Origin of the sequence: Nostoc sp. 'Peltigera membranacea cyanobiont' 213 (genome assembly GCF_002245975.1) — a bacterium.
GTDB lineage: Bacteria > Cyanobacteriota > Cyanobacteriia > Cyanobacteriales > Nostocaceae > Nostoc.
The window spans coordinates 19489-32036 of record NZ_NOLI01000092.1; the positions used below are offsets into that span (position 1 = coordinate 19489).

At 41.6% G+C, this 12548-nt stretch carries 9 protein-coding genes; 5 read left to right on the forward strand and 4 right to left on the reverse strand.

Annotated elements, in window-relative coordinates; translation table 11 throughout:
- Positions 1-270 precede the first annotated feature (270 nt).
- Together CDG77_RS37800 and CDG77_RS22445 are read left to right on the forward strand one after the other, a co-directional pair.
- A complete protein-coding gene (locus CDG77_RS37800; RefSeq protein ID WP_223269920.1) occupies positions 271-438 on the forward strand; it encodes a hypothetical protein in 168 nt (55 codons plus the stop codon).
- Between the two features lie 42 nt (positions 439-480).
- A complete protein-coding gene (locus CDG77_RS22445) occupies positions 481-3312 on the forward strand; it encodes a pentapeptide repeat-containing protein (protein ID WP_094331584.1) in 2832 nt (943 codons plus the stop codon).
- 73 nt (positions 3313-3385) lie between these two features.
- On the opposite strand, the gene CDG77_RS22450 is transcribed toward CDG77_RS22445, so the two are convergent.
- Positions 3386-3631 (reverse strand): ribbon-helix-helix protein, CopG family, encoded by a 246-nt coding sequence (locus CDG77_RS22450; RefSeq protein ID WP_094331586.1) that lies wholly within the window; start codon positions 3629-3631, stop codon positions 3386-3388.
- 281 nt (positions 3632-3912) lie between these two features.
- Here CDG77_RS22450 and CDG77_RS22455 point away from each other — a divergent pair, with 281 nt between their 5' ends.
- Positions 3913-5886 (forward strand): ATP-binding protein, encoded by a 1974-nt coding sequence (locus CDG77_RS22455; protein ID WP_094331587.1) that lies wholly within the window; start codon positions 3913-3915, stop codon positions 5884-5886.
- 151 nt (positions 5887-6037) lie between these two features.
- Here CDG77_RS22455 and CDG77_RS22460 read toward each other — a convergent pair whose 3' ends face one another.
- From CDG77_RS22460 to CDG77_RS22470, 3 genes are all read right to left on the reverse strand, one after another.
- Complete coding sequence (locus tag CDG77_RS22460; RefSeq protein WP_094331588.1) at positions 6038-6460, reverse strand: hypothetical protein; 423 nt, start codon at positions 6458-6460, stop codon at positions 6038-6040.
- 291 nt (positions 6461-6751) lie between these two features.
- Positions 6752-7420, reverse strand: coding sequence for a (2Fe-2S) ferredoxin domain-containing protein (locus tag CDG77_RS22465; RefSeq protein ID WP_094331589.1), 669 nt, complete (start codon positions 7418-7420; stop codon positions 6752-6754).
- A gap of 74 nt (positions 7421-7494) precedes the next feature.
- Positions 7495-7740, reverse strand: a complete 246-nt coding sequence (locus CDG77_RS22470; RefSeq protein ID WP_094331590.1) for an Asr1405/Asl0597 family protein — start codon at positions 7738-7740, stop codon at positions 7495-7497.
- Positions 7741-8183: 443 nt separating this feature from the next.
- Here CDG77_RS22470 and CDG77_RS22475 point away from each other — a divergent pair, with 443 nt between their 5' ends.
- The gene (locus CDG77_RS22475; RefSeq protein WP_094331591.1) at positions 8184-8738 is read left to right on the forward strand and encodes a Dps family protein; all 555 of its coding nucleotides are present in this window, start codon (positions 8184-8186) and stop codon (positions 8736-8738) included.
- 532 nt (positions 8739-9270) lie between these two features.
- Positions 9271-12537 (forward strand): carbamoyl-phosphate synthase large subunit, encoded by a 3267-nt coding sequence (gene carB, locus CDG77_RS22480; protein WP_094331592.1) that lies wholly within the window; start codon positions 9271-9273, stop codon positions 12535-12537.
- Positions 12538-12548: the final 11 nt, after the last annotated feature.

Consider the following 12548-nt stretch of genomic DNA (forward strand, 5'->3'; position numbering starts at 1 on the left):
ATATCTAATACCAATTTGAAAAAGAATGCGACAAATAGACCATTTGTAGAGACGCGATTCATCGCGTCTTTAACCCAGGATGTATTGCAATCATCAATTGAAATGATATAAAGATTTTTGTAACCCGCGCAGGCGGGTTTTGTCTGTGTAGCCGCGATTTCTAATCGCCAGGGCATTTTTGAGCCTTTAAGCCTGACAGTTGAGCCTTTTAACCTCAGCGTTGAGCCTTTAAGCCTGACAGTTGAGCCTTTTAACCTCAGCGTTGAGCCTTTGAGCCTGACAGTTGAGCCTTTTAACCTCAGCGTTGAGCCTTTTATCCTCGAAGTTGCACCTTTTATCCTCAAAGTTGCGCCTTTTAGCCTGAGATTAGAAGTTTATCTAGATAAATTGTTAAATTTACTACTGGTTTTCAGGAAAAATTTAATAAAACCTTGTTGAAATATATTAACTCAGTACATCTACCAGCATCATACAGCAGCTATGAGCAATACCTCTGGATTTTCAGTTAGCAAACCTGTTGCATTATGGAATAAACCCATTAAGGCTGACTTTAAAGAACTATTTAAATCACTAGGGAAAGGTGTAATAGATGGAGTCTTGGGTAAGTGGGAAGAGGTAGCCAAAGATGCTGTAGACGGTGTAACAGCACTAGGTTTAGGATCAGCACCAGAGGAAGTTGCTTGGTTACTAATTTACCGGTCTTTGGTAGAAGCAATAGTGAGTTTGATAAAAGGAAATCAAGAGTTACTGTTTGAAAAACCAAACGATAGCGATCTTGAGGAATTGTGCGATCGCCTCAACGATTCCCTAGAAAGTATAGAATTGCGTATTGACCAAGATTTTTTTAGCCGTCCCAAAGATTTGCCAATTCTGGAAGCAATTAAAACGGCTTTTGCCGATTGGTTAAAATACTTTAGCGTCAATCAAGCCCAGGCACTAACAATTAGTCATCGTCTTCCTACCTATTTTGTGTATGCCCTACATGAAGAGTGGGCAAAACATCCCGAAAAATATGCTTGTTTAAAAGCAGAACTGGATACCCCCTTTACTCAAGCCAATGAACGGGAACAGTCATGGCAGCGTTATTTAGCTTGGCTACAAAAACAGGTTGAAGAACCGATGCTTTTAGAAGCTTTTGGTTTAAAACAGGTTTATGTTCCTCTACACGCCTACTATAAGCAGAAAGTTGGGGGTGAAAAGTCAGAAGAATTTGAACGTCGGCTGAGAGAAGATGAGAAATATCAGCGAATTGTTCTTGACTTAGAAATTGAACTAGAAGCTTGGTTAGAAAAAGGCGATCGCAATGATGCCATTAGAGTAATTAGTGGTGGCCCAGGAAGTGGTAAATCTTCCTTTGCGAAAATCTTTGCAGCTAACCAAGCAGAAAAAGGGAAAACTCCGGTTTTGTTTATTCCTTTGCACCATTTTGAACCCTCCGATGACTTAGTTGAGGCAGTTGGTAAGTTTGTGCGAGACGATGGCTTTCTCAGACATAATCCCCTAGATAAAGATAAAGCTGATTCACGCTTACTGATTATCTTCGATGGTTTAGATGAGCTTGCCATGCAGGGCAAAATTGCCACTGAGACTGCTCAACAATTTGTGCGTGAAGTGCAAAGAAAAGTAGAGCGGTTTAATGTCCGTGAAACTTGCTTACAAGTATTAATCGGCGGACGAGAACTGGTAGTGCAAGCAAATAGTAACGACTTTCGCCAACCACAGCAAATCTTGCATATCTTGCCTTATTTTGTTAATGAATATGAGAGAAATAATTACATTGATGACCAAAACTTGTTGCAGCAAGATCAACGTCAGATTTGGTGGCAGAAATACGGCAATGCTAGCGGACGAGGATATGATTGCTTACCAGAAGAGTTAAACCAAGATAACCTGACAGAAATTACTGCCCAACCCTTGCTGAATTACTTGGTAGCATTGAGTTTCGACCAGCAAAATAAATTTCCTACAGACGGCAACCTGAATGCAATTTATGCAAATTTGCTCACAGCAGTTTATCAGCGCGGTTGGGCTGGTTATCAACATCCGGCTATTCGTGGAATCGAGGAAAAAGACTTTGTTCGCATCCTCGAAGAAATTGCTTTAGCTTCCTGGCATGGAGATGGAAGAACAACAACAGTCAGAGAAATTGAAGCCCATTGCGAACACAGTAGTTTAAAGAGTCTTTTAGACAAGTTTCAGGAAAGTGCCAAATTAGGCGTAACTCGTCTTTTGACTGCCTTTTATTTTCGTGAGAGTGGAGTTAAGGAACAAGAAAAAACTTTTGAATTTACTCACAAAAGTTTTGGTGAATATTTGACAGCAAAACGCATCGTGCGAGAAGTTAGACTCATTCATAAAAAGCTGAAGGATCGCCAGGATGATCCAGATGAAGGATGGGATGAACGCGAGGCTTTAAAAAGGTGGGCAATTCTCTGCGGTGCATCTCCTATGGATGAATACCTTTTTAAGTTTATTGCCGATGAAATGTGTTTACAGAATGCATCGGATGTTAGCAATTGGCAGCAGACATTATGCCATCAGATTGCTTTTATGTTGCGTCATGGAATGCCGATGGAACGCTTAACTCCCAGACCTGATTTTCAGGAAGAAAATAGACAAGCACGAAACGCAGAAGAAGCGTTGTTGGCTGTGTTAAATACTTGCGCTAGGGTGACAAAGACAGTTTCAAAGATTCAATGGCATACTCCTGAAGCTTTCGGTATTTGGATTTCCCGCTTGCAAGGGCAAAGAATCGATATTGATACTGATGTGTTTTGCTTAAATTGCCTGAGTTTTTTGGATTTACAAGGTTGCGTTTTAGTTTACAAAGACTTTTATAAGGTGAATCTTGAAGGGGCAAATCTTACAGAGGCAAATCTTGCAGAGGCGAATCTTGCAGAAGCAAATCTTGCAGAAGCAAATCTTGCAGAAGCGAATCTTGAAGGGGCGAATATTGAATGGGCAAATCTTGAATGGGCAAATATTCAAGGGACTAATCTTATAGGGGCTAATCTTCAAGGAGCGAATCTTGAAAGGGCAAATCTTGTAAGAGCGTGTCTTGTAGCAACGTATCTGGAAGAGGCGTATCTTCAAGGGGCGAATCTTGAAAAGGCGTATCTTGTACGAGCGTATCTTCAAAGAGCGAATCTTGAAGAGGCGAATCTTAAAGGGGCGGATCTTAAAGGGGCAAATCTTCAAGGGGCGAATCTTAAATGGGCAAATCTTGTAGAGGCTAATCTTGAAGGGACGATTCTTGAGGGCAAAAATTTAGCAGACTTGAATGAGGGTTTAGGTTTAGACTCCAATAAATGACTTACAAAATATAAAGCGATCGCTTCTACTACCTTGTCCTTCTCATGACAAATCGTAAGCGATCGCTTTGTTGTTAGGCTGTAGGTAAGCGATCGTAAGATTCCGGTTCAATATCTGGTACTTTCGCTAAAACTGCGTCGTATTTTTCTCGACTGCCTCGCTTTGCTAACTCCCCTAGATAAATTTCAGTTGTTAGTGCAGCGATTTTTTCCGCAACTGCTGTCGCCACAAACTGATCGATAGAAATGCCATCTTGTTTAGCGAGTTCCTGCAAACTTTTGTACAAAGAGTCAGGAAGCTCGACGCTAAGGTTGCTCATGACAATGCTCTAATAGATTGCAAAAACTCCGCAGGTGTCAATATTTGTAGGGGCATAACAATGTTATGCCCTTTTCGCGTTTTGTATCCAGAGATTTTTGAAACCCGCGCAGGTGGGTAAAGTCTAGTGTAGCCGCGATTTATAATCGCCAAAGCATTTTTGAGCCTCAGAAGGTCAATGCATAAAAATTACTTAAAAAAAATTTAATAAATTCCGAAATACACCTTGTTTATTTAGTAGTTCTTTTTAGAGAAATTAGCGCCTCAAAATTGAATCTTGTTATGAATACGCAAAACAAGTCTAAAAGTTTACAAGATATTATTAAGCAACGTCAACAATCAAATTTTGTGGGACGTGAAGACCAAATAAACCGATTTAGCCAAAATTTAGCATTATCCCTAGAAGACAATCGCCATTGTTTTCTGTTTAATGTTTGTGGTCAAGGCGGAGTTGGTAAAACTACCTTGCTGCGGCAGTTTCGGAAAATTGCTGACGAAGCAAAAATGATTTCAGCTTACATTGATGAAACTGAAAAAACTATACCAGAAGTCATGGGGCGTATAGCTGAAGAGTTAGAACAGCAAGGTTACAGACTAACGCAATTTAGCGATCGCTACAAAGTTTACTGCCAAAAGTGCCAAGAGTTAGAAACAGATCCAGATGCTCCTCAAGGTTTTTCCGCTTTTGTCGGGAAAACTATGGTAAAAACTGGTGTGCGTCTAGCGCGTCGAGTTCCCGTTGGTGGTGCTGTATTTGATTTTGTAGATGGGGATGCTTTGGCTAACCAAGCTGGAGAATGGGCATCTTATGTTGCTAAGAAAATAACCAATAAAGATGAGGTACATTTAGTTAAACAACCTGAAGAAGTTCTGACCCCGCTATTTTTGCAAGATATTTCTAAAATTGCTGATAAAATTCCTGTTCTTCTGTTTTTCGATACCTCAGAACGCACCGGAGAATTTCTAGATAACTGGCTGCGAGAGATTCTGGAGGGTCGCCACGGTGAAGTATCTATCAATATATTGATAACTATTGCCAGTCGGCAAGAATTAGATAAAAATGACTGGGCATCCTACGAAGGATCGATAATTCGTTTGCATCTGGAACCCTTTACAGAAGAAGAAGCCCAACAATATCTAACTCGCAAAGGCATTACAGACAAGCACATTATTGAAGTGATTTTAAATCTTTCTGGAAACTTACCCCTGCTAATAGAAATGCTAGCAGATGCTCATCCCAATGACCCCAACCAACTAATTGAGCCTAGCAGCAGTGCTGTAAAAAGCTTTTTAAGATGGATTGACGATCCCAAACGGCGACAAGTGGTGCTTGATGCTGCCATTCCTCGGTGCTTGAACCGGGATATTATCGCCCAGTTAAGAACAGAAGAAGAAGCTGATGAGCTATTTACTTGGCTCAAAGAAACATCCTTTGTCAACGAACATAGCAACGGCTGGGTTTATCATGATGTCGTCAAAACCCAAATGTTATGCCACAAACGCCTTTCATCGCCACAAGGTTGGGCTGAGATACATAATAAGTTGGCAAAATATTATGACAACCTACGGAATGATTTGCAATTAGAGGAAGATAACAAACAGCGCGATCCTAGCTGGCAAAGTTACACATTAAACGTGTTGTACCATAAGTTATGTCAGTCACCGCAAAGAAATTTACTTGTAGCTCTTAAGGAATTTCTGGCTCTACTCAAAAATCAACCCATTTTTGCCCAAGAATATGCAAAAACAATGCTTCAAGCTGGTAAAGATGGCGATTCTGCTGAAGTTAAGTATTGGGGTAAGCAATTAGCAAATGGGTTAAAAGCTTATGAGGAAAAACGTTATGAAGATGCTATATATAATCGCGCTTTAGTATACTTAGCTGTTAACCAACCAGACAAAGCACGAACTGTACTAGTGCCTGCCATCAAGCTTAGTACGGAGCATTGCAAAAAAAATGTTAAAGACTGGCGTAATGCTTTTAATTTAGCCCTTTACTATTTGGCTGCTCAATACACTCAACAAGCAGACCACTTCTATCGCTATATCTTATCAAACGGTGCTTCCTCAGAATCTATTGGTGAAGCTATCCAAGACCTAAATGACTTTTTAACTGTCTTGCCTGACCATAAGGAAGCTACATCCATCCTACACTTATTGCAGTTTTCTCTAACTAAGTCATGTAATTTTCAACCTACCCTCCAGAAAACCCAAGAATCTCAACAACAAACTGCTAATCAATTCCCTCTCTCATAATGCAAGTCCATTCAAATGGACTTGCATTATGAGCCTGAGATTTCAACCTCTGGCACAGATATGCATTTAAATGAGACACTACACATAGCTTGCTTCACCCGTAAGAGTACACAATCTAAAATGGCATTTGCCAGGTAAAAAAGGGAATTATCTAAATCCACTCAAACCCCTGTGTGGCTAAAAATTCTTTCCCTGATTCCAAAATATCTTTACTTAAAATCAGTTTGACTTTTGGCGAACTAAGATACAAACGAAAACGCTGAATAAAAAGTTGGTTAGCAGGCTCAATTTTCCTAATGGCACTCCAGGGAATCAACAACGGCGTAAGTCCCAAGCCCAACAAGGGGAAAATACTCAGATAAATCCCTTGAGGACTTATACCAACATTTAAAGTTGCTTTGTAGTGAACCAAACCCACAGAACCGTTTTGCATTCGGGAGAAGTTTTGTGGCGGCGCTTCTTTGGTGCTGTAGAGTTTAGCCAGGCGATTCCAGTCATGACGGAATAGAAAAATCATGACTATCGTGGAAAAGGTAAAAAAAACGATGTATATCCACTGAGTGGTATGTGGCATTGGTTTTTAAGTGATTGATGATTGACGCTTCAACTGTAAGCAATGTCTAACTACAAGTCTCTTTGCGTCTACGTACTCACCAATCAACCACATTCTCTGGAATTTTTCTAAACTATGGAAGCATCCGGGTTAAAAATTGCTTCATAAAAATCCTATTCATTCAAAAAACTGGCCTCAATTAAAGCCAGTTTTTTGATTTTATTGAAAACTTCTATCAGGCTTTGGAGCCGAGGATTAATGGAACACACTTGAGAAGATATTATTAAACTTTCTCATTAAAATGTCAAGATTTTATGAATTATTCCCCCAAAGTTTGCCATTAGATATCGCCGCTTCCCTTAAATTCTCTGGCTGTGCTTCTAAACTCTTGTCACCAAAATGCTTATCCATCAATGCCGGAACTTGTATAGCTTGAATTCGGCTATGGCGTGTTTTATCTGGCATAACTAGGTTTGGCCCAGCTTTACAATTTTTCATACAACCAGTGCCCTTGATTGTAACTTGGTCTTCTAAACCGCGATCGCTTAAAGCTGCCTCCAACGCCTGACAAACTGCTTTACCACCGCGTTTCATACAATCAGACTTTTGACACACCAAAATCGTGGCTTTAGCCTTAGCTGGCTTTACCTTGACATTATCAATAGATGGGGGTTCTTGGAATGGTGCGATCGTTTCAACTCTCCCCATCTCAGAACGCGCCGCCATCACCCGTTCAGCTTTCAGTGTGACAGTGCCATCTTTCAAATCATGTTTTTTATAACCAACAACTTGCAGCCAAGTCCCTGGTGGTAAGCGCAAGTCAAAAGCAGCCCGTAAATGTTTAGCTAGTTTAATGTAAGACTCACCCTCATGAGTCCCCAGTATTAAGCCTTTAAGCTTATAGCCATCTTTAATAACAAAATTTATAAATCTGCCCTCAAGACAAAATTCCGATCCTTCCATACTGTGAGACGCACCCATTTTTCTGATCTCCTTTTAACTAAGTACAAGCTATCAAGCAAGATTTTCTCAGCAGCTAAAAATTAGAACTCTTGTTAGCGATTTTTCCAACAGCACTCAAGAGTCCAAATCTGGTCTTGACGGGAGGCTGTTAATCGCCGGATCACACTCCACAGTTGAACAACTGTCATCGGAGAGCCAATTTCAACTTTCAATGGCTGGTTAGCTGTACAACTACAGGGAATGTCTAACTCCTTTAGGCGTTGATAGACTTGCCAGCGATCTGCCCAATTTACCTCTACAAGGTGGTTGCTTTCTATGTCTGAACTAAACGATTTCAAGAGAATTGCCCTCAAAGTGCAACAAACTTGCAGTAACTACCGCGATTTAACTTTCTGATTATTGAAAGTTTTAGGAGTGTAACCTCTTAAAACCAGCATACCTTAAGTGCAAACAATTCTCATTAATTTTGGGAAAAAAATAAAATGTGAATGGGGAATGGGGCATTGACTGTGGGAAAAGATCCTCTGCTCTCGGTTGCCCTATTTCTTGCCCACTTATCTTTCAGGCTCTATCCATAGTTAAATTTTTATATCAACGTTTCTGGGTACGTAGATAGAACTTGATGAGGGTGCCACCATCCAGCAAACAATAAACTTGAGAATTTTAGTAAGCAACAATACAAAATATTGTGATGGCGGATTGGCTTGATATTATTATTAAAATGTTAATATGTTGGGAATAAGCAGTTAAAATCTATAACTGTTAAAAAGAGAGGAACACAATGTCAGAAACGCAAACTTTGTTACGGAATTTTGGTCATGTATATGACAATCCAGTGTTGCTGGATCGCAGCGTAACTGCTCCAGTCACAGAAGGATTCAACGTTATATTAGCTAGTTTCCAAGCACTATACTTGCAGTACCAAAAACATCATTTTGTAGTTGAAGGCTCAGAATTTTACTCTCTGCATGAGTTTTTTAACGAAAGCTACAACCAAGTACAAGACCACGTTCATGAAATTGGAGAACGTTTGGATGGACTAGGTGGTGTGCCAGTAGCTACCTTTAGCAAATTAGCAGAATTAACCTGTTTTGAGCAAGAGTCTGAAGGCGTATATTCCTCTCGCCAAATGGTGGAAAATGACCTAGCTGCCGAACAAGCAATCATTGGCGTAATTCGTCGTCAAGCGGCTCAAGCAGAGAGTTTAGGCGATCGAGGTACACGCTATCTGTACGAAAAGATTTTGTTGAAAACTGAAGAACGCGCTTATCATCTGTCTCACTTCCTCGCTAAAGACAGCTTAACTTTAGGGTTTGTCCAAGCTGCTCAAAGCTAAAACTCTCCTAATCTAGATTTGTCTACCTAGACTAAAAGCAAAAGTTGTCCGCACGGAGTCTTAAAATATTATAAAAAATGGCAGAGAATGGTATCCTTATTTCTCTGCCATTTTTAATTTAAGTAAACATATTCTCATAACTTTTAATGTTGATAACATTTAGCAATTAGCTAGTTAATAAATATTTTTATCTAAGAAATTTATTTATCCTGAATAAGCAGACAGAGATATCCCACAAAAAATCACAATTTGTTGCAAAGTTTCATCAAATTAAATAATAAAGATTCGCAAAAGCTTTAAAAATTTGAGCATCACAATTAAATAAAATTGGAAATACAAAATATTTATTGGGAATTGGGGAAATGCTTACTTAAAGACTCTCCCACAGTCCCCAGTCCCTAATCCCCAGTCCTCAGTCCCCACTCCCCTTTCTGTCATCAAACCTAGAAAACTTAATAATAAAAAGCACGACAGGGTGTAAAGACCCTTAAAATAATCAGGATTTGTATTCTCATACTCCAAGGCAACGACTATGCCCCGCCGTGATGACCTCCGGAAGATTCTACTGTTAGGCTCTGGCCCAATTGTGATTGGACAAGCCTGTGAGTTTGACTACTCTGGCACTCAAGCCTGCAAAGCGCTGCGAGAAGAAGGCTATGAAGTGGTTTTGGTCAACTCCAATCCTGCAACGATTATGACTGACCCGGAAACGGCCGATCGCACTTACATTGAGCCGTTAACTCCAGAATTGGTCGAAAAAGTCATTGAGAAAGAACGCCCCGATGCTTTACTACCAACGATGGGAGGACAAACCGCCCTCAACCTCGCCGTTGCTTTAGCCAAAAATGGCGTGTTGGAAAAGTATGGCGTTGAGTTAATCGGCGCTAAACTCCCAGCGATCGAAAAAGCCGAAGATCGAAAACTTTTTGGTGAAGCAATGGCCAGGATTGGGGTAGCTGTGTGTCCCAGCGACACAGCCGAATCTTTGGAAGAAGCCAAAGCTGTTGCTCTTCAAATTGGTACTTATCCCCTAATTATTCGTCCTGCTTTCACAATGGGAGGAAGTGGCGGCGGTATTGCTTACAACCAAGAAGAATTTGAAGAAATGGCACAGGTAGGTATAGATGCTAGTCCTGTTTCGCAAATTCTCATTGACCAGTCTTTACTCGGCTGGAAAGAATATGAACTTGAAGTGATGCGTGACTTGGCGGATAACGTGGTGATTATCTGCTCCATCGAAAACCTTGACCCGATGGGCATTCACACCGGCGATTCTATTACCGTTGCTCCCGCGCAAACCCTGACTGATAAAGAGTATCAAAGGCTGCGGGATATGGCAATTAAAATCATCCGCGAGATAGGTGTGGAAACTGGTGGTTCTAATATTCAATTTGCTGTTAATCCAGTTAATGGCGATGTCGTCGTAATTGAGATGAATCCCCGCGTTTCCCGCAGTTCGGCTTTATCTTCCAAAGCTACAGGTTTTCCCATCGCTAAAATTGCTGCAAAATTGGCTGTGGGCTACACCCTGGATGAAATTCAAAATGACATCACCAAGAAAACTCCCGCGTCCTTTGAGCCGACAATTGACTATGTGGTGACAAAAATTCCCCGCTTCGCCTTTGAAAAGTTTCCTGGTTCCGACCCAGTGCTGACAACTCAAATGAAGTCTGTCGGGGAAGCAATGGCAATTGGACGGACTTTCAACGAATCCTTCCAAAAGGCACTGCGATCGCTCGAAACAGGACGCGCTGGTTGGGGTTGCGACCAAGCTGAAAAATTACCCAGTGGCGAACAAATCCGCGCCCAACTGCGGACACCTAACCCCGATCGCATTTTCTCCGTGCGCCATGCTTTACAACTAGGGATTAGTGCTGAGGAAATCTACGAACTAACTGGTATCGATCCTTGGTTCTTAGATAAATTTCAGCAACTCCTAGATGTCGAAAAATTCCTGAAGCGGACACCCTTGCAGCAATTGACAAAAGAGCAACTTTATGAAGTGAAACGGGATGGATATAGCGATCGCCAAATTGCTTATGCGACCAAAACCACCGAAGACGAAGTTCGCGCTTACCGCAAGTCACTAGAAATTATCCCAGTTTACAAAACTGTGGATACCTGCGCTGCTGAGTTTGAAGCCTTTACCCCCTACTATTACTCTACCTACGAAGAAGAAACAGAGGTTTTGCCCGCAACCAAGCCCAAAGTGTTGATTTTGGGTGGTGGCCCTAACCGTATTGGCCAGGGAATTGAGTTTGATTATTGTTGTTGTCATGCCGCTTATGCCTTAAAAGACGCGGGGTATGAGACGATTATGGTCAACTCAAACCCAGAGACAGTTTCGACAGACTACGATACCAGCGATCGCCTTTACTTTGAGCCTTTAACAAAAGAAGATGTCCTTAACATCATCGAAACTGAAAATCCAGTCGGGATAATAATCCAATTTGGCGGACAAACACCGCTAAAGCTGGCTATCCCATTACAAGAGTTTCTTAACAATGACACTTCAGGACTGCTGACTAAAATTTGGGGGACATCGCCAGATTCCATCGACATGGCGGAAAACCGGGAACGGTTTGAAAAGATTCTCCAACAGTTGAATATTGCCCAACCGCCGAATGGGATTGCGCGGAGTTACGAAGATGCGCTGATTGTCGCCAAACGCATTGGTTATCCAGTAGTAGTGCGTCCTAGCTATGTATTAGGGGGGCGGGCGATGGAAATCGTCTATTCCGATACTGAGTTGGAACGCTACATGAGCTTTGCAGTCCTCATAGAACCAGAACATCCGATTTTGATTGATAAGTTTTTGGAAAATGCCATCGAAGTCGATGTCGATGCGATCGCCGATCGTACTGGACGGGTAGTGATTGGTGGCATTATGGAACACATTGAGCAAGCGGGGATTCACTCAGGGGATTCTGCTTGTTCCTTACCCTCCATTTCCCTATCACCAGCAGTTCTCAATCAAATTCGTACTTGGACGGTACAGCTAGCACAAGCGCTGTCAGTCGTGGGATTGATGAATATTCAATTTGCCGTTGTCGGTGCAAGTACTTATTCTCCGCAAGTTTACATTTTGGAAGCAAACCCCCGCGCTTCCCGCACAGTGCCCTTTGTATCTAAAGCAACGGGCGTACAGTTGGCAAAATTAGCATCCTTAATTATGTCGGGTAAAACCTTAGAGGAGCTACATTTTACCGAGGAAGTTATTCCCACACATATTGCAGTAAAAGAAGCAGTATTACCCTTTAATAAATTTCCAGGAACTGATACAATATTGGGCCCAGAAATGAGATCCACTGGTGAGGTGATGGGAATTGACACCGACTTTGGCCGAGCCTTTGCCAAAGCGGAACTGGGTGCTGGGGAGCGTTTACCACTGACTGGAACTGTATTTGTATCAATGAGCGATCGCGATAAAGCTGCCGCAGGTGCTGTGGTGAAGGAATTTATCGATTTGGGCTTTACAGTGATGGCTACCCTTGGTACACGCCAAGTTCTTCTCGAACAGGGGTTAAATATTGAATTGGTGCTTAAACTTCATGAAGGCCGTCCCCACGTCCTAGATGCAATCAAAAACAAAAAAATCCAACTTATTATCAACACACCTTCCGGGGAAGAAGCCCAGACTGATGCTAGGTTAATCCGCCGCACAGCCTTAGCTTACAAAATCCCCATTATAACCACAATTGCCGGCGCAAAAGCTACCGTTGCCGCTATCCGTTCTTTACAAAATACAACTTTGGACGTAAAAACCATTCAAGAGTACTGCCCGATTATGAGGGAGTAGGGAGTAGGGGG

Coding starts and splice junctions, on each gene's coding strand:
- CDG77_RS22445 (WP_094331584.1), top strand. CDS start 481: ATGAGCAATACCTCTGGATTTTCAGTTAGCAAACCTGTTGCATTATGG.
- CDG77_RS22450 (WP_094331586.1), bottom strand. CDS start 3,631: ATGAGCAACCTTAGCGTCGAGCTTCCTGACTCTTTGTACAAAAGTTTG.
- CDG77_RS22455 (WP_094331587.1), top strand. CDS start 3,913: ATGAATACGCAAAACAAGTCTAAAAGTTTACAAGATATTATTAAGCAA.
- CDG77_RS22460 (WP_094331588.1), bottom strand. CDS start 6,460: ATGCCACATACCACTCAGTGGATATACATCGTTTTTTTTACCTTTTCC.
- CDG77_RS22465 (WP_094331589.1), bottom strand. CDS start 7,420: ATGGGTGCGTCTCACAGTATGGAAGGATCGGAATTTTGTCTTGAGGGC.
- CDG77_RS22475 (WP_094331591.1), top strand. CDS start 8,184: ATGTCAGAAACGCAAACTTTGTTACGGAATTTTGGTCATGTATATGAC.
- carB (WP_094331592.1), top strand. CDS start 9,271: ATGCCCCGCCGTGATGACCTCCGGAAGATTCTACTGTTAGGCTCTGGC.